This is a genomic window from Bradyrhizobium sp. BRP19 (assembly GCF_020194195.1).
GTDB lineage: Bacteria > Pseudomonadota > Alphaproteobacteria > Rhizobiales > Xanthobacteraceae > Bradyrhizobium > Bradyrhizobium yuanmingense.
The window spans coordinates 13,957-36,939 of sequence record NZ_JADYVZ010000030.1 but is presented as its reverse complement, the minus strand read 5'-3'; the positions used below and the strand labels follow the sequence as shown (position 1 = coordinate 36,939).

General features: G+C 62.5%; 24 protein-coding genes and 3 pseudogenes. 14 read left to right on the top strand and 13 right to left on the bottom strand.

Annotated elements, in window-relative coordinates; translation table 11 throughout:
• Window positions 1-14: 14 nt before the first annotated feature.
• The 3 genes from I6F36_RS36865 to ligD are packed head-to-tail and all read right to left on the bottom strand — an operon-like array spanning window position 15 to window position 2,667.
• Window positions 15-1,565: a recombinase family protein gene (locus tag I6F36_RS36865; protein ID WP_276573752.1), complete on the bottom strand. Its 1,551-nt coding sequence runs from the start codon at window positions 1,563-1,565 to the stop codon at window positions 15-17.
• Window positions 1,562-1,777 carry a hypothetical protein gene (locus I6F36_RS36860; protein WP_225173149.1) on the bottom strand — a complete coding sequence of 72 codons (216 nt, stop codon included), beginning with the start codon at window positions 1,775-1,777 and terminating at the stop codon, window positions 1,562-1,564. Before I6F36_RS36860 ends, I6F36_RS36865 begins: the two co-directional genes overlap by 4 nt.
• Entirely contained in the window at window positions 1,777-2,667 is an 891-nt protein-coding gene (gene ligD, locus I6F36_RS36855) for a non-homologous end-joining DNA ligase (protein WP_225173148.1), read from the bottom strand. The genes I6F36_RS36860 and ligD overlap by 1 nt, the downstream gene beginning before the upstream one ends.
• 143 nt (window positions 2,668-2,810) lie before the next feature.
• On the opposite strand from ligD, the gene I6F36_RS36850 reads away from it, so the two are divergent.
• Entirely contained in the window at window positions 2,811-3,002 is a 192-nt protein-coding gene (locus I6F36_RS36850) for a DUF3606 domain-containing protein (RefSeq protein ID WP_225173147.1), read from the top strand.
• Between the two features lie 33 nt (window positions 3,003-3,035).
• Here the strand turns inward: I6F36_RS36850 and I6F36_RS36845 are convergent.
• Window positions 3,036-3,753: pseudogene (locus I6F36_RS36845) on the bottom strand (SOS response-associated peptidase).
• Window positions 3,754-3,755: 2 nt separating this feature from the next.
• Window positions 3,756-4,235 carry a hypothetical protein gene (locus tag I6F36_RS36840; RefSeq protein ID WP_225173146.1) on the bottom strand — a complete coding sequence of 160 codons (480 nt, stop codon included), beginning with the start codon at window positions 4,233-4,235 and terminating at the stop codon, window positions 3,756-3,758.
• Window positions 4,236-4,844: 609 nt separating this feature from the next.
• On the opposite strand from I6F36_RS36840, the gene I6F36_RS40110 reads away from it, so the two are divergent.
• Both I6F36_RS40110 and I6F36_RS36830 read left to right on the top strand, forming a co-directional pair.
• A complete protein-coding gene (locus I6F36_RS40110) occupies window positions 4,845-5,066 on the top strand; it encodes a LuxR C-terminal-related transcriptional regulator (protein WP_225173145.1) in 222 nt (73 codons plus the stop codon).
• A 268-nt stretch (window positions 5,067-5,334) separates the two neighbouring features.
• Window positions 5,335-5,505 (top strand): annotated as a pseudogene (locus I6F36_RS36830) (DNA ligase); the annotation flags it as partial.
• A 28-nt stretch (window positions 5,506-5,533) separates the two neighbouring features.
• Here the strand turns inward: I6F36_RS36830 and I6F36_RS36825 are convergent.
• The 3 genes from I6F36_RS36825 to I6F36_RS36815 form a co-directional block, all read right to left on the bottom strand.
• Window positions 5,534-6,052 (bottom strand): ribonuclease HII, encoded by a 519-nt coding sequence (locus I6F36_RS36825; protein WP_346656707.1) that lies wholly within the window; start codon window positions 6,050-6,052, stop codon window positions 5,534-5,536.
• Window positions 6,025-6,273, bottom strand: coding sequence for a hypothetical protein (locus I6F36_RS36820; RefSeq protein WP_225173144.1), 249 nt, complete (start codon window positions 6,271-6,273; stop codon window positions 6,025-6,027). Before I6F36_RS36820 ends, I6F36_RS36825 begins: the two co-directional genes overlap by 28 nt.
• A gap of 126 nt (window positions 6,274-6,399) precedes the next feature.
• The gene (locus I6F36_RS36815) at window positions 6,400-7,377 is read right to left on the bottom strand and encodes a LysR family transcriptional regulator (RefSeq protein ID WP_225173161.1); all 978 of its coding nucleotides are present in this window, start codon (window positions 7,375-7,377) and stop codon (window positions 6,400-6,402) included.
• 117 nt (window positions 7,378-7,494) lie between these two features.
• On the opposite strand from I6F36_RS36815, the gene I6F36_RS36810 reads away from it, so the two are divergent.
• The 7 genes from I6F36_RS36810 (at window position 7,495) to I6F36_RS36780 (ending at window position 12,641) form a co-directional block, all read left to right on the top strand.
• Complete coding sequence (locus I6F36_RS36810) at window positions 7,495-8,406, top strand: pirin family protein (RefSeq protein ID WP_225173143.1); 912 nt, start codon at window positions 7,495-7,497, stop codon at window positions 8,404-8,406.
• 38 nt (window positions 8,407-8,444) lie between these two features.
• Window positions 8,445-9,050 (top strand): NADPH-dependent F420 reductase, encoded by a 606-nt coding sequence (locus I6F36_RS36805; protein ID WP_225173142.1) that lies wholly within the window; start codon window positions 8,445-8,447, stop codon window positions 9,048-9,050.
• A 74-nt stretch (window positions 9,051-9,124) separates the two neighbouring features.
• A complete protein-coding gene (locus I6F36_RS36800; protein WP_225173141.1) occupies window positions 9,125-9,895 on the top strand; it encodes an SDR family NAD(P)-dependent oxidoreductase in 771 nt (256 codons plus the stop codon).
• Between the two features lie 133 nt (window positions 9,896-10,028).
• The gene (gene wrbA, locus I6F36_RS36795; protein ID WP_225173140.1) at window positions 10,029-10,628 is read left to right on the top strand and encodes an NAD(P)H:quinone oxidoreductase; all 600 of its coding nucleotides are present in this window, start codon (window positions 10,029-10,031) and stop codon (window positions 10,626-10,628) included.
• Window positions 10,629-10,713: 85 nt separating this feature from the next.
• A complete protein-coding gene (locus I6F36_RS36790; protein WP_225173139.1) occupies window positions 10,714-11,145 on the top strand; it encodes an ester cyclase in 432 nt (143 codons plus the stop codon).
• A gap of 185 nt (window positions 11,146-11,330) precedes the next feature.
• Window positions 11,331-12,227: an AraC family transcriptional regulator gene (locus tag I6F36_RS36785; protein ID WP_225173138.1), complete on the top strand. Its 897-nt coding sequence runs from the start codon at window positions 11,331-11,333 to the stop codon at window positions 12,225-12,227.
• A 105-nt stretch (window positions 12,228-12,332) separates the two neighbouring features.
• Complete coding sequence (locus I6F36_RS36780) at window positions 12,333-12,641, top strand: putative quinol monooxygenase (RefSeq protein ID WP_225173137.1); 309 nt, start codon at window positions 12,333-12,335, stop codon at window positions 12,639-12,641.
• Between the two features lie 71 nt (window positions 12,642-12,712).
• Here I6F36_RS36780 and I6F36_RS36775 read toward each other — a convergent pair whose 3' ends face one another.
• The gene (locus I6F36_RS36775; RefSeq protein WP_225173136.1) at window positions 12,713-13,615 is read right to left on the bottom strand and encodes an AraC family transcriptional regulator; all 903 of its coding nucleotides are present in this window, start codon (window positions 13,613-13,615) and stop codon (window positions 12,713-12,715) included.
• A 270-nt stretch (window positions 13,616-13,885) separates the two neighbouring features.
• Here I6F36_RS36775 and I6F36_RS36770 point away from each other — a divergent pair, with 270 nt between their 5' ends.
• Together I6F36_RS36770 and I6F36_RS36765 are read left to right on the top strand one after the other, a co-directional pair.
• Complete coding sequence (locus tag I6F36_RS36770) at window positions 13,886-14,806, top strand: oxidoreductase (RefSeq protein WP_225173135.1); 921 nt, start codon at window positions 13,886-13,888, stop codon at window positions 14,804-14,806.
• A gap of 4 nt (window positions 14,807-14,810) precedes the next feature.
• A complete protein-coding gene (locus I6F36_RS36765; RefSeq protein ID WP_225173134.1) occupies window positions 14,811-16,148 on the top strand; it encodes an aldehyde dehydrogenase family protein in 1,338 nt (445 codons plus the stop codon).
• Between the two features lie 566 nt (window positions 16,149-16,714).
• Here the strand turns inward: I6F36_RS36765 and I6F36_RS36760 are convergent.
• A complete protein-coding gene (locus tag I6F36_RS36760) occupies window positions 16,715-16,897 on the bottom strand; it encodes a hypothetical protein (protein WP_225173133.1) in 183 nt (60 codons plus the stop codon).
• 896 nt (window positions 16,898-17,793) lie between these two features.
• Here I6F36_RS36760 and I6F36_RS36755 point away from each other — a divergent pair.
• Window positions 17,794-19,632 (top strand): serine hydrolase, encoded by a 1,839-nt coding sequence (locus I6F36_RS36755; RefSeq protein WP_225173132.1) that lies wholly within the window; start codon window positions 17,794-17,796, stop codon window positions 19,630-19,632.
• Window positions 19,633-20,219: 587 nt separating this feature from the next.
• Here the strand turns inward: I6F36_RS36755 and I6F36_RS36750 are convergent.
• The gene (locus I6F36_RS36750) at window positions 20,220-20,873 is read right to left on the bottom strand and encodes a GDSL-type esterase/lipase family protein (RefSeq protein WP_225173131.1); all 654 of its coding nucleotides are present in this window, start codon (window positions 20,871-20,873) and stop codon (window positions 20,220-20,222) included.
• 385 nt (window positions 20,874-21,258) lie between these two features.
• Here I6F36_RS36750 and I6F36_RS36745 point away from each other — a divergent pair, with 385 nt between their 5' ends.
• Complete coding sequence (locus I6F36_RS36745) at window positions 21,259-21,984, top strand: alpha/beta hydrolase (RefSeq protein ID WP_225173130.1); 726 nt, start codon at window positions 21,259-21,261, stop codon at window positions 21,982-21,984.
• 44 nt (window positions 21,985-22,028) lie between these two features.
• On the opposite strand, the pseudogene I6F36_RS36740 reads toward I6F36_RS36745, so the two are convergent.
• Together I6F36_RS36740 and I6F36_RS36735 are read right to left on the bottom strand one after the other, a co-directional pair.
• A pseudogene (locus I6F36_RS36740) lies at window positions 22,029-22,508 on the bottom strand (amidohydrolase family protein); the annotation flags it as partial.
• 229 nt (window positions 22,509-22,737) lie between these two features.
• Window positions 22,738-22,926, bottom strand: a complete 189-nt coding sequence (locus I6F36_RS36735; protein WP_225173129.1) for a hypothetical protein — start codon at window positions 22,924-22,926, stop codon at window positions 22,738-22,740.
• Window positions 22,927-22,983 lie beyond the last annotated feature (57 nt).

Genomic DNA, 22,983 nt, shown 5'->3' with positions numbered 1-22,983 from the left:
CATCGATCTGCCGATCACGACCATTGCGGTCCGTCTAGCCGCTGATGCAGAGCGCTCATTACAGCTGCGAACGAAGGGCACCTGAATTCAGCAAAGACACGATTTGAGATCCGGACCCGCCCGTCCCTTGTTTCCGGCAGATTCGCGGCGGGCAACAGGAAGAAATCCTTAATCCCTCCCTGGCTCGGCTGCAGCCTGATGACCAGGACCAGGTCGGACTTCTTGTACTTGAGCCGCTGCAGTTCCCATCGCGGGTCCCGCGGCGAGTACCGTTCACCGTCAGACACCACTCGCGCCAGGGCGAGAGAAATAGTCACGCTGCTGCTGATGGTCAGCAAGCGCAGTTCTTGCAGGAAACTGATGCTGCGCCTGCGCTTTTCCACCTCGGCGATGATGTTGCGGGCGACCGAACCAATCAAACGGTCGGCCTTGGCGGCAGTCTCTTTGAAGCAGTAGCGGGATTTGGGTTCGTATCCGACCCGCCTGAACGCCTCCGCCAGCGACCCAAAACGCTGTGCGTAGGTCTTGCTGTGGGGGATTCCCTTCGTGGTCATCATCAATCTTAGCGAGAGGCGACCTTCTCGACGGAGCAAAGCACGAAGCCGATTGAGCATCTGATCGTCGGTCAGGACGCGTCCATGCTCGACCTCCGCCAACCGCCGCTGCGCCTTCGCGAACAAGCGCGGTGCGACGACGGGTTTGAACGCGTTGTTTCGGCGCACCCACATATCGGGAGGGTTCGTGACTTGCTTCTCGCCAAGCTTTTGCGAGCGCCGATTGTAGACCAGGTGACCGGCATAGGCCTCATTCTTCAACGTGTTGCTGATGGTCAGGGAAGTCCAAAGCTTGCCGCGCGCGTTGAAAATGCCGTCTTCATTGAGGTCGCCGGCGATCTGCGTGCGGCTTTTCTTCTCGTTCGCGAATGCGCTGAAGATGCGCCGCACGACCTTCTGCTCTGAAGCGGGGCCGGGGACGAGGATCGTGCGCTGACTTTTCAGGCTCTTCTGTTCACCATACTCGAGGATGCCTCGACGCTTGCCGCGATCGTCCAGCAGCATGCGCCTCAATCCATATCCGGCCGGTCCGCCTCGCCAATAGCCCAGAGACACGACGTTGCACTGACCCAGGAAGACCTTTTTCGAGAGTTGTTTGCTGTAGTCGGCTGCTGCAACCCGCTTAATGTTCTTGAGTACGATGGAGGCGAGACTCCCATCGTTCTCGAACTCATCGGCGCAGTAGTGAACACGGACGCCAGCGCGTTTGCAGATGAATTCGTAGTAGGCGCTTTCATCGACATCCTGGAACCGTCCCCACCGGGTGATGTCATAGACGAGGACGCAATCGAAATCGGCTCGGCCCAGTTGAACATCGCGGATGAGATCCTGAAGGCCCTCGCGTCCCTGAATTCGAAGCCCGCTGCGGCCGGCGTCAGCATAGGTACGCACAATTTTCATGTGACGCCGAGCGGCGTGGGCGGCGATTGCAGCCATTTGGTTTTCCAAGGAATATCTTTGTGCGTCTGTCGACATACGCACATATTGCGCGGCTTTCGAGCCACCGGTCATGGCGCCGGCGCGTCCACCTTCGGCCGCAGGTGTACGCGGGCGTCGACCAGGACCTCGGTGATGGCATCGCGCAGGGCGTCGCGATCGAGAATGCGGATCAGTGCTTTGAGCGTGGCCTCGGCGTCTCGTTCGTGCGTGAGATAGTCCGCGAGCGCCATCATGGCGAGATCGTAGCTCTGCTCGATCTGCTCGGCGTGGGACAGGCGCGCCATCACAGATCCTCCCTCAGGCCCATGAAGAATGGGTGCCGCAGATGGCCGTTGGCCGACTTGGCGCGATACTCGATCTCGGCAGCAAGGCGCGGCTCGACCCAGATGCCGCTGTTGGGGATGCGCTTGGCGAAGGGCTGGGTCCTGCGCACCAGCTTGTTCAGCCGCTGCTGCAGATCCTTGACAGTGGCCAGCTCGAAGCCGTGCTCGACCTTGCCGGCGTAGAGCAGCTCGTCACCCTGCTGCCGGCCGACAAAGATGCCGTCGAAGCGGTTGTCCTTGATCTTGAAGCCGGCGATCGCCAGCGTCTCACGGTGCGCGCAGGTGGTCTTGACCCAGTAATTGCCGCGCAGGCCGCCATAGGGGGAGTCCGCGATCTTGGAGACCACGCCCTCGAGCTCGCCGGCGCAGACGCGCCGATAGAGTTCGGCGCCGTCCATGTCGAAATGATCGCTGTATTCGATCGGCAAGCCCGCAACCAGGTTCTTCAGCGCGGCCTTGCGCGCGCGCAGCGGCAGCCGCCGCAGGTCGCGGCCGTCGAGATAGAGCAGGTCGAAGGCGACCATGACGAGGTTGTCGGCCTTGCCCGTCAGGCTGTTCTGAAGCGTCGCGAAGCCGGTCTTGCCATTTTCGCCCGGCACCACGATCTCGCCGTCGATGATGGCCGACGCCGCCTGGATCAGGTCGGCATCGTGCGCCACTTTGCGGAATTTCCTGGTCCAGTCGTGGTTGGCGACGTCGAGCTGGGCGCGGTAGCCGTCGAACTTGATCGCATGGATCCAGCGATCGCCGCGCGGGACGCGCTCGACCTGCTGGGCGAGAACGGGCTTGATGAAGCCCGGGAAGGGCGCCTTGACCCCGATCGCCGACCGCCTCCGACGCTGCAACGCCACCTGAATCAACTCCACGCAACGAACACGTGGATTCGAGTCATTTCGCAGTGATTCGTTCCGCGTGCTGCCGTGAGTGGTCTCCGCCTTACGGAACCTTCTGAAACCCATGGCGTTTTGGCAAGACAATGGAGGTTGCAGCGAACATGGCAAAAAAGGCGAAGAAGCAATCGGCGCGTGGCCGCAAACAGGACCGCACTCGCGTGGCGGGCGGACAGGACTATGAAGTGCGGTACGAAGCTAAGAAAACCCGCCGATCGGCATCCGCTGTCAAGAAAGCGGTCAAGAAGGTTGGCAGCAGCCGTAAAAAGGTCGAGCGGCGGTTGCGGCCCAAATAGGAAGCTCGCCGAGTGAGCTGAATACGCTGCGTTTTAGCTTCCGAGGACCGGATCTTCCTTCACTCCGCGAGCGACGATCTGCAGCGTACCGTCCGGAAGCGGACGCTGCAGCTTCAGCGCTTCGTCCGCGGGAGCATTCATCCAGGTCTCGACCTCTTCAGGGGTGGTCAGGATGACGGGCATCGCCCTCGGATGGATGGCGCCGACTTCGGCGTTGGCTTCGGTCGTCAAGAACGCGAATAGATCGTTGGTGGTCTCACCCTCCTTGACCTTCCGAACCGATGTCCAGTTGGTCCACAGCGAAGCACAGGAGCGGACGGCTCTCATCGAGCGCAAACCAGACATCGCCGCCTTCCGCCTTGTTGAACTCGCTGAACGAGTTGAACGGGACCACGCATCGGTGCTCCGGGCCCAGCCAGCGCGTCCAGTGCTTCGACCTGACGTTTCGGATGTTGGTCGTTCCGGAATCCGGCTCCATCCGAAGCAACTCCTTGAAGTCGACGGTCTTGCCCTTCGCCTCGAGTTTCGCGGCTCGCTTCTTGGTCGCTTCCATCAGAGCCTGTGCCGACGATGGCATGCCCCAGCGCGCCAGGACCAGCTCGCGGCCGCCCGAGCCGGTCCGGACAATCGGCGCCTTGTAGTCAGGAAAAACGCCCGGCTTAGGGGCGAGATTGCCGACGTACTGATTGACGACGCGAAAAAGCGCGCTAATCGCAGCCTGGTTCGTCGTGATGCTGTAGAGATTGCACATCCTCAGGAGGCTCTCTTCGTGCGACGTGATGGTGCTGCGGGCTGCGGATCACCGGCGGGACGAAGTCCGATCAGATCGGGCCGACGTTTCTTGCCGAGAGTCCGTTGGCAAGGGCTACAGTACAGGTAGCTGCGCATCAGCGCGACCTGTCGGTCGCGCGGCTGTACGACCAAGGCAAGGTCGATCATCTCGGTGTGCTTGCAGTGTTCGCAGCGCACCTCCAGGAGTGAAAATCCTCCGGCGATTGCAGCCGCTATCGTGGGCGACGCGTGGTCCAGTTCTCCGATGAAGAGGGCCGTGTTCCAGGCCGCGCAATCTAGGGCATAGGCTTGGGCGCGTGCAGCGTCTGCCGCCACGTGAGCCATGGCCGCCTGCTCGACAAGATTGGCGAAGGTAACCTCTGCCTTGTGAATCTGGCGGGCGTAGTATTTGCGGTCACCGCCCGACATGGGCGGCGGCTTGATGATGCGGGCGGCTGACATGCTGCCATAATCGTGCCGAATCGTCGCTGAGAGAAGCCGCTAGGCCTAGGGCCGGCGCCCGCCTGGGGCCCCAGAGCTTTGTCAAGATGATCCTTGGAGAGCGACCGAGTTGGCCTCAGCGGCCACCTCTGTGAGGGTCAGGTAGTGGCCACAAGCTACAGGTCAAACTGGGACGAACTCAGGTTCAGCGAATCTGGTCCGCTCCTGACGCGATGAACGGCCCTCCGTCACAGGCAGCCCAACTTCGCTGATGGGCCAACAGGCGACATGGCAGGCTTTGCCCGATATGAACGCGGTCGCCGACTGAGGCGGCCTCACTGCCGCGCTTGGCGCAGATCGTCACCCTGATCCGCCGCCAACATCTCCAGTTGGTGGGCTAGACCGGAGAGGCTGCGCGAGATGTTGCGGAGGAGAGTTGCCCTTCTCCCAGATAGTCCCGGTTCGTTTGCCTGGCTCTTATAAGCTCGCGCCAGATTTTGGCATTCCGCAGCGGTCAGCATCGGCTCGCACCGTAGTAAGTTTCAATGCGGGCGCATTTAACCTATCTTGGCCCGCTAGATTTGAGGATAATCAATCTCGCCTTGGAAAAAGCGGCCAGACTACTCGCACATGAAGCAGCTAATTCTCAGCCCCCGAGAAAAGCAGTTTTTGAGGCGCATTGCTGCCGGGAAGACCGACCGGGAGATCGCAGCGAGGCTTGGCGGCACTCGGCAGCAAATCGCTCAGCAGCGCGCTCGGCTGCTTGAAAGGCTGGGCGTTAGCTCAGAGGCCGAGATCGCAGCAGCCGCAAGGCGGCTTGCGGAATGGGCGCAATATCGAGGCGTCACGTAATTAGGACACTCGCCAACTTGCCCACGGTTACGTGTCGCTCCCTGCTGATCGCATGTCCGTTGAGGGTCAAATTGCGAAGAACTCAGGTTGAGCAAATCTAGTCCGCTCTGCCGCGATAAGCGGACCTCCGTGCTACCCAGCGCAACTTCGCAGATGGGCCAACAGCGGACGTCGTTCGCGCGGGCATCTACGTCACGTGCAAGAAGCCAGTCACCTTATGGTCCGCTGGTAAACCTCGGCGTTCCGGGGTCCTGTTCACGTTTCGGTCAAGGTGAAGGATGAGCGGGTCACAACCTGGGTCCGTCCTTCGTTGGTCGCAGAAGTGAAGTTCGCCGAGTGGACCAGCAAGGGCGAGCTGCGCCAGCCAGTCTATCTCGGCCTGCGGTCCGACAAAAAGGCCAAGGACGTCGTTCGCGAAAAGAGCTGGTCGCGAGAATGAGACAGCGAATTCGGAGCAAAAGCCCCGGTCAGCCGACTTCGCGCGCGGAGGCCGATGGCCAGGGCGGTAGGGGCGGCAACCCGAGAGCTTTGCGTACGGGTCCAAAGCCGTAGCCGGGGTGACGCGCTTCGAGAGTCCGCATGACCGCGTCGCGCTCGACTTTCGCGAGGATGGAGGCGGCGGCGATGCTGGCGGACTTGGCGTCGCCTTTGATGATGGCCTGATGGGGGATGTCGATCTCCTTCAACCGCTTTGCGTCGATCAGCAAGTGCTGCGGCGTCAATCCCAGTCCCTTGACTGCACGCTGCATGGCCTGAACGCCCGCCCAATAGATGTTGATCGTGTCGATCTCCTCGACCTCCACGAACGCCACACACCAACTCTCTGCCTTTGCCTTGATCTCCTTCGCGAGTTCTTCGCGGGACGCGGAATCGAGTTTTTTCGAGTCGTCGATCCCGATGATCCGCGTGCCGGGTCTCAGGATCACGGCACTGGCGGAGACCGGCCCCGCGAGAGGGCTCATTCCGGCCTCGTCCACGCCTGCCACGGCATGACAGCCGCTTTCCCGAGAGAGCTCTCGAAGCGGAGCATCTTGCGGAGGCGCTGCCCTTCGGACCTATTTTCGAAGCGGCGTTTATCAATTGAAGCCAAGATCGCCTGCGCTCCCGCGCGGGTGTCGGCCCGCAAGATCTGCTCGACGCTGGCCTCGAGCGGTCTTTTCTCGACGACATAGCGCTGACGCAACACATCGAGTGGATACTGGGACATATCGGCCTTGGTAAAGACTAGCTTTGCGGAGCGTGTCGGTGAACTTTGTAGCGATTGTCTGAAGTTTAGCCGTGCCGTCTCCATCGACTGCGAAGCGCTTTGCGGAAGGAACCGGCGGCCTCGCATCTAAGGTCTCGATTTCGTGCGCCGGCCGGCGGCACCGCGCGAGCCAGTCATTCTGTCCGGCACAGGCGAGATGGGACCCGGAGCCGCGGCGGCCTGATTGCGCAGCCGCTCGATGAGCCATGAGGCCGCAGGTCCCGGCGGGGAGTCCGCGCGGTAGACGGCGTGCATGACATAGTCGCCGCCGATGCTGTCGGGCATGTCGAGATGCACTAGCAGGCCGCGTTCGAGATCTTCCCTGATCATCGGCTCCGGCATGTTGCCCCAGCCGATGCCGGCCTTGAGCAGCATGTGCTTCGAGGCGAGGTCGGCAAGGCGCCACGTCCTTGCGCTCACCACGGCAAAGTCCTGGCCGTGGGTGAGCGGCGAACGGTCCGTCAGGACGAGCTGCACATGTTCGCGCCCGGCGCCCGGCGGGTTTTTGCCAGCAAGCGCCAGGGGATGCTGCGGGGCCGCGACCGGGATCATCCTCACGCTGCCGACACCAATGCGCTCGACGCCTCCCACCACATCGAGCGGTCCGCTAACGCCGACCGTCGCGACCCGGTCGAGCACGAGCTGCGTAACCGCACCCAGCGTTTCGACATGGAGATGAAGCGAGACCGTAGGGAACGCGTCCCGGAAGCTCAGGAGCGCATCGACCACACGCTCCTCGGGCAGGAGCACGTCGAGGACGAGGTGCAATTCGGTTTCAAGGCCCTGCAACAACCCTTTCGTCTTGGCGCGGAGCCCATCCACCCCGCCCGAGATCGTTCGCGCCTCCGCCAGCACCATACGACCGGCCTTAGTCAATTGCGGCTTCCTCGTCGTCTCCCGGTCGAACAGCTTCACGCCGAGCTGCGCCTCGAGGTTGGCGATGGAATAGCTGATGACTGACGTCGCGCGGTTGAGCTTGCGGGCCGCGCCCGCGAAGCTGCCGACATCGACGATGGTCAGGAGCACCCGCAGCTGATCGAGAGTCGGGGTTCCTGGCTCGGATATCATATCGAATTCCTCGAACGTTTCGCGCGATCTTATCCGTATTTTCCGCTTAGTCCACAGGGCTTAGGTATCGGTCATTAGATCAGCGGCCCTCGAACGGCCGCCAGCGAGGCGACGATGACCCTGCAATCCACCACCGATCCAGTCGAGCAAGTGCTCCTTCCAGCCATCCGCGATCTTGGCGATTTCGACGTGCGGCGCGCGCTGCCCTCAGCCAAGCGCCGCATGGTCGGCCCGTTCATCTTCCTCGACAGCTTCGGGCCGGCGGTGTTCCGCGCTGGCGAAGGCGTCGATACTCGCCCGCACCCGCATATCGGCCTGGCCACGCTCACCTATCTGATCGACGGCGAGATGGATCATCGCGACAGCGAGGGCTACGTCCAGACGATCCGGCCCGGCGAGGTCAACCTCATGTTCGCGGGTCGGGGCATCGTCCACTCCGAGCGTAGCGGCGCCGAGTTCCGCGCGCGCGAGGACCGGCTGTTTGGCTTCCAGACCTGGCTGGCGCTGCCGCTCGAACTGGAGGAGACCGATCCCGGCTTCCAACATGTTGCGGCATCCGAATTGCCGCGCCTCACCGGCGAGGGCGCCGATGTGCGGCTGCTCGCCGGCACGTTCGGCGGTGCGCGCGCGCCGACCAGGGTCTTCTCGGATACGCTCTATGCCGATGTGGCGCTTGTAGATGGCGCGCGATTCCGCATCGACGGCGAGCATGTCGAGCGAGCGCTCTATGTCGTCGACGGCGCGATCGAGGTTGAGGGGCAGACCGGCCGCTTCGGCAAGGACCAGCTCGTCGTGCTGCGGCCGGGCTCCGAGATCGTTGTGGTGGCCCACGGGCCAGCGCGGCTGATAATGCTCGGCGGCGAGCCACTGCCGGAGAAGCGCCACATCTTTTGGAACTTCGTCTCCAGCCGGCGCGAGCGGATCGATCAGGCGGCCGAGGATTGGCAGTTCGGCCGATTCCGTGGCGTGCCTGGAGACAGCGAATTCATTCCTCTCCCTGAAATGCCGCGCTGGCGCGTCTCCTGACGCGACCGCGATCCCCCACAACTCATCGTCAAGAAAGGATGCAAGTCATGACCTACGCCATCATCGGTTCCGGTGCGATCGGCACAGCTCTCGCGCGCCAGTTCGCCCGCAAGTCCATTCCGGTCCGTCTCGCCAACACGCGCGGGGCTGCCTCGCTCAACGATCTTGCGGGCGAGCTCGGCGAGAGCATTCATCCGTCGGAGCTGTCCGTGGCGCTGTCGGCCGATATCGTGATCCTCGCCGTGCCCTTCACGGCGGTTCCGGAAGCGGTCGCCGGCGTGGGCGACTGGGGCGGCCGGATCGTCGTCGACGCGACGAACGCGATCAAGTTCCCCGAGTTCACGCCGGCCGATCTCGGCGGCCGCCCCTCGACGGAGATTGTCGCCGAGACCGCGCCGGGCGCGCGGGTGGTGAAGGGTTTCAACACCTTGCCGGCCGCGGTGCTCGCCGCCGAGCCCGAGGTGGCGGACGGGCGCCGTACCGTCTTCCTGTCCAGCGACGACGCGGAGGCCGCCGGCGAGGTGGCAGCCCTGGCCGAACGGCTCGGCTTTGCCCCCATCGTGCTCGGCAGGCTGGCCGAGGGCGGCCGGCTGCAGCAGTTCGGCGGACCGCTGATGGTGCATTCGCTGATCAAGCAGGCCTGATCGCACTTCGACCTAACAATTGAGATCCAGACACCGCGCGCCCAGTTCCACGGCGCGCGGCCAGGAGAACGCATATGAGCAATATTCTTGAGAGCAAGAGCGTCATCGTCACCGGCGGCTCAAGCGGTATCGGCCGCGCCATTTCGCTCGCCGCGGCGAGGCACGGCGCCAAGGCGGTGATCGTGTCGGATATCGTCGAGACGCCGCGCGAGGGCGGCGAGCCTACAGCCGCCGAGATCCAGCGGCTGGGCGTGAAGGCAAAATTCCAGAAGTCCAATATCGCAAGCCGGGCCGACAACGACGAACTGGTCGAGGCCGCGCGCGAGTTCGGCGGCGTCGATGTCATGGTCCTTAATGCCGGCATCTCGCTGAGGAGCGACGGCGCTGACGTCAGCGAGGAGGACTATCGGCGGCTGATGGCCGTCAACCTCGATGGCACGCTGTTCGGAGCGCAGGCCGCGGCAAGGCAGATGAAGGCGCTAGGCAAGACGGGCAGCATCGTCATGATGGCGAGCATGGGAGGCATCGCCGGCGCGGGCTTTACGGTCGCCTATTCCACCAGCAAGGGCGGCATCGTCCTGATGGCGAAGTCGCTCGCCGACGCGCTCGGGCCGGACGGCATCCGCGTCAACGCGATCGCGCCCGGCACGATCGACACTAAACTGCTGCGGTCCACGCCGGACATTGCGGCGGCGTCGGAAGGGTTCCGCCAGCGCACGCCGCTGCGCCGCCTCGGCCAGCCTTCGGAAGTCGGGGATGCCGTCGCGTTCCTCGGCTCGGACCTGTCGAGCTACATCTCCGGCATCGTCCTGCAGGTCGATGGTGGTCTCCTGGCCGTCATCTGAGGGCGACCGCCAACATACCGAAAAGATCGAACCTGTTGATCGACCGTATTCGGGTTCTCCTCTTGCCCGTCTGTCGGCACAGTCAAGACACCCACGGCGCGGGCAGGCCGCAGCCGCAATCACGGAGGCCACCATGCCTAAGGTTCTCGTTCTCTACTATTCCTCCTATGGCCATATCGAGACGATGGCCCATGCCATCGCCAACGGTGCGCGCAAGGGCGGCGCCGAGGTCGATGTGAAGCGCGTGCCGGAGACGGTGCCGGAGGAGATTGCGCGCAAGGCGCATTTCAAGCTCGACCAGGCCGCCCCCGTCGCGACCGTTACCGAGCTCGAACATTATGACGCGATCATCGTCGGCACGGGCACGCGCTTTGGCCGCATGTCGTCGCAGATGGCGGCCTTCCTCGACCAGGCCGGCGGGTTGTGGGCACGCGGCGCACTGAACGGCAAGGTCGGCGCTGCCTTCACCTCGTCCGCCACCCAGCATGGCGGCAACGAGACGACGCTGTTCTCGATCATCACCAACCTGCTCCATTTCGGCATGACCATCGTCGGGCTGCCCTACAGCCATGCCGGTCAGATGACAGTGGAAGCGATCGTGGGTGGGGCGCCCTATGGCTCGACCACCATCGCCGGCGGCGACGGCTCGCGCCAGCCTTCCGAGATCGAGCTCGAGGGTGCGCGCCATCAGGGTGAGCTCGTCGCCAGGACGGCCGCCAAGCTCGCCGCGTAAGGCGCATCCAAAACACCGGCGCGGGCATGCTGCGAACCTCGCGCCGGTTGGCGGTCCCCGCCAGCCAAGCCAGATGGAGAAGACGATGACGCAGGATATCAGCGAGACCGCCAAGGCGGTGGTTCGCCGCAATACTATCGAGGTGCAGGGAGGGGGCGACTGGGCTCTGTTCGACGAGCTGTTCGCCGACAACTTCCATGACCATACGCCGCAGCCCGGTGGCCGGCCCGACAAGGCCGCGGTACTTGAGCTCTACCGGCGCCTGCGCGAGGCGTTTCCGGACTTCACGCCTGAGATCCATTGGCAGCGCGCCGACGGAGATGTGGTCACGACCTACAAGACCTACCACGGCACTCATCTCGGCACCTTCCTCGGTGTGCCGCCGACCGGCAGGAGGGTCAGCTTCGAGACGGTCGACGCCATGCGCGTGGTCAACGGGAAGATCACCGAGCATTGGGGCGTGGCGAACCTCTATTCCGTCATGCAGCAGCTGGGCGTGATCCCTCCGCTTGGCTGACGGATCGGGCGTGAGCAAGGCGGCCGGCGCCGAGCAAGCGCCGGTGCACCCATTATGTTCGCGTGGCTGTCCCTGCAGCAGGCTCTGATCTTGCTGAGGCCGCGACGCTGATGAATAATGAAGAGAACTCAATACGATGGGCGAGCGCTCCCGTATTCGGGCCGGACTGTTAAGCAGAGGCGGAAATGCTGATAGAAAAGTTGGCCGACACTTTATCACGAAACGTAACCTGCGACGGCGTATCGGCGACTTCTTTGGCCAGGGTCCATGTCCTTTGCTCGACAAGGCCGACCGATCCAATCCATGTCTTTCATAAGCCCGCCGTCTGCTTTGTCGCCCAGGGTCGCAAGCAAACGATGCTGGGCGAGAACATCTACCTCTATGAGCCCCCGCAGTTTCTGATCGTCAGCGCCGAGCTGCCCGTCACGGGGCAGATCCTCGAAGCTTCGCCCGAGCGGCCCTATCTGTGTTTCCGCCTGGACCTCGACCCGATCGCGATCAGCAGCGTCATCCAGGATGCCTTCCCGACTGGCGCGCGCCACGAGCCACCGAAGAGCGGGCTCGACGTCAGCACCGCGCCCGACGAACTTCTCGACGCCGTCGTCCGCATGGCGGCGCTGCTCGACGTCGAAAGGGAGACCGACCGGCAAATTCTGGCGCCGTTGGCCGAGCGCGAAATCCTCTATCGCCTGCTCATGGGCGAGCAGGCGAGCCGTCTGCAACAGATCGCATATGGCGAAAGCAAGCTGTCCCAGATCGGCAAGGCGATATCCTGGATCAAAGCGAACTATGCGCGGTCGATCCGCGTCGAGGAAGTGGCTGCCCAGGTCAACATGAGCACGTCCAGTTTTCATGAGCACTTCCGGACCGTCACGTCGATGAGCCCGCTCCAGTTCCAGAAGCAGATCAGGCTTCAGGAAGCGCGCCGGATGATGCTGACGCATGCCGTGGATGCCGCGACCGCCGGCTTCAATGTCGGCTATGAGAGCCCCTCCCAGTTTTCGCGCGAATATTCCCGCCATTTCGGCCTCCCGCCCAAGCGCGACATAGAGAAGCTGCGTACCGAGCCGGCGTTCGTGTGAGGCGTAGGATCGTGCAAGGATGTCGGGCTCCTGTTCTACCTCCCCACGAAGGGAATGACCGATCTTCGGCTTCGACGCGATGAGCGTTGAAGAAGGAGAACGGCCATGACCCAACTGACCAACATCGCATTCATCCGGGCGCAAAAGGGAAAGAGCGAGCGACTCGGCGAGCATCTTCTGGCGCTGGTCGAACCGAGCCGCGCCGAGCCAGGCTGCATCAATTATGACGTCCATCGTTCGAACAATGACCCGGAGCTCTGGTGTGTCTACGAAAACTGGAAATCGGCCGATGACTTGACGGCGCATTTCCAGTTTCCCCACATGCAGCGCTTCATCGAGGCGATCCCTTCGCTTGTCGAAGGCGAACTCGATCTGCGCGCGTTCAGCATGATATCGAAGCCGGCCCGCGCCTGAGCGGGAGAGGAAGCTTACGAAGGCGGAGCTTTGGCGGTTCCGCCTTCAATCATGTTGTGGGCATGGCCGCATCATCCCTCCAGCAGGTGGGAGGGCATTCCGCGCAAACGCGCCAGATCACGCACCGGCGGCGCTCCGAACAACCGCTCATATTCCCGGGAGAATTGCGAAGGGCTCTCATAGCCGACGTTGAAGCCTGCCGTGGCCGCGTCGAGGGACAGCCCGAGCATGAGCCGTCGAGCCTCCTGTAGCCGAAGCGCCTTCTGATATTGCAAGGGACTCATGCCGGTGACCTGCTTGAAGTGCAGGTGGAAGCTGCTCAGGTTTATACCGGCCTGGTCTGCGAGAACTTCGACCCGAAGCGGGTGGCGGAAGTTGTTCTTGAGCATCGCGATCGCCTTGTTGATCCGGGACAGGCGGCTTTCGGCGACGGCGATTTGAAGAATGCGAGCAGAGCCGCTTCCCACCAGCAGACGGTACAGGATCTCCCGTTTCACCATCGGTGCGAGGATCGGAATGCTCTCAGGATGATCCAGCAGTTCGAGCAAGCGGCAAACGGCATCGCCGACTTCAAGGGAGGCCTGGTGAAGCTGCAGCCCCGGCTGGTGCGCCTGATCGCGTCCCGGCCTCAATCGCAATTGGACGGCAAGGTCGCGGAGGGCTGCGAGATCGAGATCAAGCCGGATAGCGAGGAAAGGCCGCTCCCGCGAAGCGTTGGTGACCTGTGACACAACCGGCAGGTCCACTGATACGATCAGGTAGGTCTCTGGGTCATACCGGTAGAGATCCGATCCCAGCACGACTTGTTTGGCGCCCTGCACGACAAGACAGAGCGCCGGCTCGTAGAGCATATGCAGCGGCTCACTGGCTTGCGGATAACGGACAAGCGCGAGCGCCGGAATGTCCGTTGAGAATATTCCGTCCGAATGCGTATTCCTGGTAACCAGGGTCCTCATCCGCTCGAGATGTGACACGGCGCACCTCATCAAGAATTAAACATGCGGAAATTCTAATGGCGGGGAGGATAGGCCGGGTACATCGATGCTCCGTCAGAATTGCCTATTCTTCCAGATGACGCGTTCCTTCCCGTGAGGCTCTTGGCCATGCTCGCCTGATCGGTAGGCCGCGGAGGATCAGGCAATTCTGGCGGAAGAACGATCTACCGCCTCATCGACGGTATCGGCGAATTTCTCCTCGTCGCGGCGAACATGAAAAGCCGCCCAACGATCGAGAGGAGAAAGACGATGACGAAGACCTGGTTCATCACTGGCGCCGCCCGCGGTCTGGGTGCGGAGGTGGCTCGCGCGGCTCTGGCGGCCGGCGACAACGTGGTCGCCACCGCGCGCGACGAGAACAGCGTGCGTAAGGCCCTTGGCGACAACAGCGACCGCACGCTGTTTCTGTCGCTGGATGTGATCGATGCCGAGGCGCCCAGGAGAGCGGTCGATGCCGCCGTCGCGCGCTTTGGCCGCATCGATGTCCTCGTGAACAACGCAGGCTACGGCCATCTCGGCCTCTTCGAGGAAGCCTCCGAAGAAGACATCGAGCGTCAGTTCGAGACGAACGTGTTCGGCCTGATGCGCGTCACGCGCGCCGTGCTGCCGGTGATGCGCCAACAGAAGTCAGGTCACATCATCAACCTGAGCTCGATCGGCGGCAAGGTCGCCTTCGACCTCTGCACGCTCTACGGCGCGTCGAAATTCGCCGTCGAAGGCTTCAGTGTCAACTTGGCCAAGGACGTCGCGTCGTTCGGCATCAATGTCACGGTGGTGTCGCCCGGCTACTTCCGAACCGACTTCCTGGCTCCGAGCTCGGTCCGCTTCGCCGGCAACCGCATCGCCGACTATGACCAGGTCCGCGATGCCGTCGAAGCTGCGTACAGGAGCCACAGCCACCAGCAGCTTGGCGATCCCACCAGGTTCGGGCCCGCGATCGTCAAGATGGCAGGGGCGGAGAAGCCCCCCGTCCACTTCCTCGTCGGCTCCGATGCGATCGAGTTTGCGCGCAACGAGCTTGCGGCACGCTCGGCCGAGATCGATCAGTGGGCGGACCTGTCCGCTTCGACGGACCATCAGGACGAAGCCGCCAGAGCGATCTTCGCGGCCGGCTGCCCAAGCCGGCCCTTCGCTCGGCTGCACACACACATCAATCAAAAGAAGGAATAGAGCCATGGCAAATGTGGAAATCGATCGCGTGTTCGCGCTTCAGCAGGCGAACATCTGGAAGATGAAGACCAGCAGCGCTGAGGAGCGCCGTGCGCGCATCATCCGCCTTCGGGACCGCCTTCTGCAGGCGGGGGAAGAGGTCGCGGACGCGCTTTTCCAGGACATGGGCCGTCCGAAGGTCGCAATGCCGTTCGACGTGCAGAATTGCATCGACACGGCCAACGAAGCGATCGAGAAGCTGAACGACTGGATGGCGCCGACGCCGGTCCAGCCGAATATCAAGGATCCCTCTGTCAAAGCCTATGTTCACTATGAAGCGCGTGGCGTCGTGCTCATTCTCGGCCCGTGGAATTTCCCGTTCCACCTTTGCGTCGAGCCGCTGATCAGCGCCCTGGCGGCGGGCAACAGCGCCATCATCAAGCCGGCCAGCATGGCGCCGGCCACCAGCGCGGTTCTGAGCACGATCATCAAGGACGTGTTCGAAGAATCCGAGGTGGCGGTGTTCGAAGGCTCCTCCGAAGTCGCCAACGCCTTGCTCGAGAAGCCATTCGATCATGTGTTCTTCACCGGTAGCCCGAAGGTCGGCAAGATCGTCATGGCGGCCGCTGCGAAGAACCTCACGTCCGTCACGCTTGAACTGGGCGGAAAGAACCCGGCGATCATCGACCGCACAGCGGATCTCGATGCGGCGGCGGCGGCCGTGGCGACGAGCCGGACGATGAACAACGGCCAGACATGCCTGTCGATCGATTACGTGCTTGTTCCTGAAGAACTGAAGGCTCCATTCATCGAAAAAATGGCCGCGGTCATCAAGGAGCAGAGCTATACCGGCGCCAAGTTCGACAGCGCCAGGACAGGCAGGTTCATCGACGTCCGCAACTTCGAACGAGTGCGCGGCTATATCGACGATGCGGTCGAGCGCGGCGCGACCGTGGCTTTCGGCGGCAGCTCGAGCCCCAATGAGCTAACGATGGAGCCGACGATCCTGACCGACGTCCCCTCGAATGCGGACATCATGCAGGACGAGATCTTCGGGCCGGTTACGGTTGTCATGCCGTACGCCACGGCAGATGAGGCATTCGCGACCATCCAGCGTCACGGCAAGCCGCTCGGATCGCTCGTCTTCTCGAAGGATGACAGCTTCATTCAGGCCTTCATCCAGCACACGACCTCGGGTGGTGTGTCGGTCAATCAATGGGCCGGCCATTATTTCGACGGCAGCCTGCCGTTCGGCGGCGTCAATGGCAGCGGGATTGGGGCCTACCACTCGATCTACGGCTTCAAGGCCTTCTCTCACGAGCGCGCCATTTGGCACCGTGACGTGAACCCCTTGGCCGCCTGATCCTGGAAGTCGATGAGTACCCGCCATCAGAGCGCGGGTACTCCGCATTTCCTGCTGCAACAGGACGCGCGAAGAACCGCAAGCTACGCTGATCGGCTACTTTCAGATCGGCAGATCGCGGACCTTCGGGCGGGGCGAGACATCGGGCTCGCACTCGCGGCCGAGCTCAACGGCTATCCGGGGGCAGCGGCATGTGCTCGAACTCGCGGACCGACTGGGATGGAGCCGCGAGAGCGGAGCAAGTTCCAGGATATGTTCGCCGCGATCAAGACCGAGACCACTCCGATCGGCACTAGCTGATCAAGCAGGAGACAGACCTGGACCAGCAGTTCGCCGGGCGAACTGTGATTCCAGAAAGCCTGGGGTCCGCCACGGCCGTCGTCGCCAGGACGCAGCTCCAGAGCTGGCTCTCCGAAGAACGGCGGGTAATCAGGACAGCTGCGGCCCCACCTCGTCCTCGGCGGCAACGGCCGCAGCGGCCCGACACGGCCTCGCCGAAAAGGTTCACTTATCCTTGTCGCCCATGCGATGCGGATTCGATGTCGACGGACCGCCGGTGCAGCAACTCATTCCAGCAAGATGATCGTCGGCTTCACAGCTGCAGATTTTGCTGTCGGAGCCCATTGGGGCAGCATCGCTATTCCCGCGCGCGCCCAGGCATCGAACAAGATGATGGGAAGATAGGCAAGCAGCACAGGAGCCTCCAAATTTCGCAATTCATTCATGAAATGTTTGCGTACGCTGAACACGATCTAATATCTGGACACCACATCGGCACTCGAAAAAGCTGTAGGAGCCATCTGGCTTGCGATCGATACTCACCAATCGGGGCCATCGCTCGCAGCGTGGGCATCGAAATTCGCAATGCCTCTTTGACCGATCGGACAATCTCTCGAACATTAAAAACATCGTCCGCTCCATTGCGAGACGAGTGGGACGAAACGGCACCTTTCCCGTGCTTCGCGCGCAAACGCGGCGAGCTGCGCTTGGCGATCTCGCACAAAGAACCTCTAGTTTACCATCCCCGTTCCAGCGCTGAGGCGCATCCTTTTTGAGCAGTCCGAGGCGAGATAATAGGCCGCAAACAGTACTTCGGCCGGGCGCCGAAAAACACCCGGATCGAAGGAGAGGGACCGGAGCTGCGATGACGTTGTTGACGCCGACCGTGCGGCGCTGATGAGGCGCTGAAGGGGACTCACGCGACATTCCAGTCGCCCCCCTGGTGACGCGAGTTGCCGGCGTTTGGATCATGTCATTCGTCACTGTCACCCCACGGATCGAAGCCTTTTTCGACACGGCGACCACCGCGCTTTTGCGCGCGGTCTTCGAAGAAGGAATGCTCATTGAACATTGACCCCCATCGGCGGCGTCGAGACCCCTTCAGGACGTTGATTTCATTGAATTGTATGGCGGGACCCGTACGCCGATCATGGTCGAGACCCTACGCCGAAACACAGCCCCATGCGACTCTCATGACGCCGCCATTTTTTTGCAGAACGTGAGCGAGCTCACACCGCCGCTCTCCGAAAGCCCATACTCTTGGACTGTATTGCACGTCATTCACGAAGAGCGAACGAGGCGCTGAGCCAGGTGTCGCTCTGTCTGTTGAAGCATCAGTCGCAACATCGGCAAGCAAGAGGCGCACATGGTCACCGCATGGCAGGCCCGTCACAACCTCTCGGGCGCTGATTTTCAAGGCGCATTCGATCTTCTGAAGAACCAGGGCTTTCGTCCCATCGACGTAAATGGCGGCAGCGCCAACGGCGTCGAACGGTTCTCCGGCGTCTGGGAGCAATCACCGGGACCCGCAACCCAGGTACGCCACGGCATCAACGCAGCCGCGCACCAGCAGCTGTTCACGACCCTGCCCGCCCAGGGCTTCCGCCCGATCGCAGTGAGCGGTCATGACACGGCGGGCGGGATACGCTTCAGCTCCATCTGGCAGGCCATCCCATCGCCGGAAGTGAGGGCGCGGCATGGCCTGACCCCGGCACAATGGCAGAACCAGGTGGACACGCTTCCGAACGAAGGCTTCCGCCCGGTGGACCTGTGTGGCTACACCGAAGCCGGCCAAGTGCGCTTCGCCTCCATATGGGAGCGGACAACGACGCCGGAATGGGTGGCACGCCACGGCATGACGGCCGGAGAATACCAGCAGCAGTTCAATCATTGGGCCACCCACGGCTTCATCCTGCACCGGGTGAGCGGCTACCTGGACGGCGGGCAAACCCGCTACGCGGCACTCTGGAGCCGCGGACCGGACCTGACCTGGCAGGCCCGGCACGGGATCGACGCTGCGCAACATCAGACGGAATTCAACGCCCTGGTGAATCGCGGCTATCGGCTGGTCAAGGTAAACGGGTATCCCGAGGGTGGCACGGTTCACTACGCCTCGATCTGGCACAAGCCCTTCCTGTCGGATCGCGATGAGACGACGATCCGCCAGGCGGTGCAGAACTTCATGACCGCTCACAACGTGCCCGGTGTCTCGATCGCGATGACCCGCAACGGCGCGCTGATGTTCGCACGCGCCTTTGGCAACGCGGATAGCGCCGGAACGCCGGTCCTGCCAAGCCACCTCTTTCGTATCGCCAGCGTGTCAAAACCGATCACCTCGATGGCGGTCTTCCGGGCGATCGAAGCCGGATTGCTGGCGCTCACCGATCGGGTCTTCGGGCAAGGCGGCATCCTCGGCACGCAGTTCGGGACACTGCCATATCCGGATCAGCGGGTCACGCAAATCACAGTGCAGCATCTGCTCGAGCACACCAGCGGCTGGAGCGGCGCGCAGGACCCGATGTTCGGCCAGCCCAGCGCCACACACGCGGATCTGATCGGCCAGATGCTTGGCCTCACGCTTGCAAACAACCCGGGTGCGATCTTTGACTATCTGAACTTCGGCTATTGCGTGCTCGGCCGCGTGCTGGAGCAGGTGTCCGGGTTGAGCTACGCCGACTTCGTGCGACAGCGGGTGCTCGCGCCCTGCGGCGTGACGGACATGCACATCGCCGGAGACACCCTGGCTCAGCGCCGTTCGAACGAGGTCACCTACACCCAGCAGGGAACGTTTAACCCCTACGCCCTGCCCGTCGCTCGCATGGATGCCCATGGCGGCTGGATCGCCAACCCGACGGACCTCTTGCGCATCGCGCTCCGGTTCGACGGCTTCCCGTCGAGGCCGGACCTGCTCCAGTCCACGACCGTCGCCACCATGGCGACCGCCACCACGGTGCTGGCTGCAGGCGGCGGAGCCGCCAACTACGCCAAGGGCTGGGCCGTGAACAGCGCGGGCAACTGGTGGCATCTCGGCGACTTCGCCGGCACCATCAGCGAACTGGTCCGGACCTCCGACGGCTTCTGCTGGGCGATCCTCGCCAACACCCGCAACGACGCCCAGCTCAATGCCATGCGAACGGCGATCGACAATCTCGGATGGACGATCAAGAACGGCATCACCGATTGGCCGGCGGGCGACGCGATTTGAGGTGGTGTCGGATCATTCACAGTGTTCCACGACCCGGTGAGGATTCTGGCGGACGCTCATCCAGTTGCCAAAGCGCGCCAGCCTCTAACTCGTTGCTTTCATCGGCGGCTCGCCGGCGCGTCCTGGAAGGGGCAGATGATGAAGTGCGCCGACATCATGAGCTACAGGCCGAGCATAGCCAAGCACGATCTCGAGGGAGACGTCGGATGGCACTGACATCGACGCGATACTCGATGATGGTGCTCCGCAATGGGAAGAGCGCTGGGAAGTATAGTGCTGGAAATCTTACCGGGGCCAGGCGCAACAAGGCGCTGCGCGAGGCTTGCGAATGCTGATCGAATAGTGACGCCTAATTGGCGTCGCCATGTGCCCTTCAGACCATTGAATTTAATGAAATGGAGTGGTGGGCCCCCGCGCCGATCATGGTTGAGAGCCCACGCCGACGCACAACGAGGGCCGCTTGGAAGATCGGCCGGTTGCTTCCGGTCTACCTGGATGAGCCGACGATTGTGGGCGCCGCCCGAACTTCGCATTCGGGCCGATAGCGGACTCCTGCGATACCTTCACCGTCTCGGAAAACCGGTGGATCACGATCTGGTGCGCACTCGATCTATGAGAGCCTCAACTGTTGGAAGAATCTTCGCGACGATCGCCTTGTTCCCAGCCGCGTTGGGGTGCAGGCCGTCCACAGCGTTCAGTTGAGCATTGCCCAGAACCGCATCGTTGATGGCCGGGAAGAATAGAACATTGTATTCACGGGCGAGGCCCGCGAACATTGAGGCAAATGCTTTCTCATGTTCCTCTCCAAAGTTTGTGTGCGCTCGCACCCCGCAGAGGAGCACAGCAATCTTCCGAGCTTGAAGGTTCTCCAGAATCGCTGCTAGGGCAGCGCGCGTGACGTTTGGATCGAGCCCCCTGTCCATGTCCCACCAACCGAGTGCCACAATCACCGCGTCGGTGTCGTCTTTGACAACTCGGCTCAATCGGCCGAGTCCCTTCGCCGCCGAGTCACCGCCCGCGCCCGCGTTGGTAACTGATACTGAGTGACCTTTCGCTTTCAACGCAAATTCGAGTTGGATCGGGATGCGATCAAGTTCGGGCACTTTTCCTTCGGTCATCGAATCGCCGATCATAACGATCTTGACCATCCTATCGTCAGCACGAACATCGTTGCCTGCCGCCAATGCTAGCACGAAGCATAGCGCGACGACTGTGACGTGATTCCCGAGCGCTGATTTCATAGTGCTCTCCCATGTGATTCGTGGAAGACCGGCACAAAAGGATTATCGGCCTTGAAGTATGCGATGCTCGCCGATAGCACGCCCGTCGCTCATTCAGTCCTAACGGAAATGTCGGCGCATCCCGTCTCAAGGAGCAGCTCTGAAGCAGACTAAACCCACTCACGGCCTACAGAAAGGGGCCCAGCACAATGTCGCCAGAAAAGCTGTCGAATGCCCGCTATGGGTCACGAGCGGCGCTAGAAGGATCGCTGATGCGAGATCCGGACGGCCCTCAATACCGGACCAGCCGCGGGCGACCAGCCAAGCGGCAAATCGGTCGCCGGTCCACACTTAGCCTGCGGCGACGCTGCGCCGATCTAACCACACCCTGGGGAGGAGCCACAATATGTCGACCTACGTTCTCGTCCATGGCGCCTGGCACACAGGCGCCGAGCTCGAGCCGGTCGCCGCGCCGATCCGCGCCGCCGGCCATCAGGTCCATACCCCCACCATCAAGGGCAACCGTCCGGGCGATGCCAAGACGACCGGGCTGAAAGAAGCGATCCAGTCGATCGCCGACTACCTCGCCGAGAACGATCTGAAGGACGTCGTCCTGCTCGGCCATTCCTATGGCGGCATGGTCATCACGGGGGTCGCCGACCTCACGCCCGAGCGTATCCGTCGCCTGGTCTACTGGAATGCTTTCGTGCCCAACGACGGCGAATGCCTCAACGACATGGTGCCGCCGCACTATATCGGGCTGTTCGACGCCATCGCGGCCGAGCGCGGCGACGGCTCGGTGGTGCTGCCCTTCCCGATCTGGCGCGAGGCCTTCATCAACGATGCCGATCTGGAGACGGCGCAGCGCGCTTATGACGTGCTCAATCCGCATCCGCTGGCGACCTTCACCGACAAGATCGCGCTCAAGGGCAATCCGGCCGAGATGCCGCTGGCCAAATCCTACATCAACTGCACCGAGGACGTCGCGATGCCGCACAGCCATCCCTGGCACCCGCGGCTGTCGGAAAAGCTCGGCCTGTTTCGCCTGGTGCAGGTGCCGGGAAGCCACGAGCTGTGCTTCTCGGACCCGGCGCGGCTCGCCAAGGCGATCATGGAGGCGGGACGCGACTGATCAGTGCGCCATGCGAGCGCGCGGTCACGATCCGCGCCCGCCGCTCAATTCGGATGCCACCAGCGGCCGCCGATGACGACGCCCTCCGAGACGATCTTGCGATCGCCGATCAGGTGCTCGCCGACGACGTCCTCGTAGTCGAACTGGCCTTGCTTCACCGAAATCAGCGTGGCGTCGCCGACGCTGCCCGGCTTGAGGCTGCCGAGCTCGGGACGCCGCAGCGCCATCGCCGCATTCACCGTCGACGCCGCGATCACGTCCGACAGCTCCATGCCCATGCACAAGAATTTCGACATGGTCGTCACCTGGTCAAAGGCCGGGCCGTCGATGCAGAGCTGGTGGATGTCGGAGGAGATGGTGTCGGGATAGAAGCCGTTGGCGAGCATGGCGCGCGTGCTCTCGCCGACCATGATCCGGTGCGAGAAACCGAAGATGCCGGCATGCGAGACGTGCAGATAAGCGAGAATGCGGACCTGGCTCGGCTCGATCACATGCTTGCGGAAGCCGGCGAAATTGCCGGGGCCGGTGCCGCCCGCACCGGCGGCGAACGACTAGGCGCAAGGGTTTGACTGTTCGGCACCGACGCCTCGGACGGCGGGTCCGCGTTGGGTCAAAATGCGAAGAACTCAGGTTGAGCAAATCTGGTCCGCTCTGGCGCGACGAGCAGACACTTTCAAAGACGAACCGAAACGATGACGCACTCACCGAAGGTCCTTCTGCGCTGATCTTGCGATTGCATCGTCCGTCAGGAAGCTATTCGGTCATGGTCTCGACCACCATCAGGAGGTCGGCCAGTTCAGCGAGGCGAAGCTCGCTACCGCCACAATCAAAAACGCGCTGATCAGAACCACGACGTAAGTGCTCATTCACGAAAAACGAATTCGGCGTTGCCGTGTTCCGGCCGGCGCGCGCGAGCCCCGCGCACTTCATTCCTTCGGCCATCAGGAGGGCGGGCGCATCCGCCCAAGAGGCTAAGAGCCCATTGTGTGCAAAAGTGAA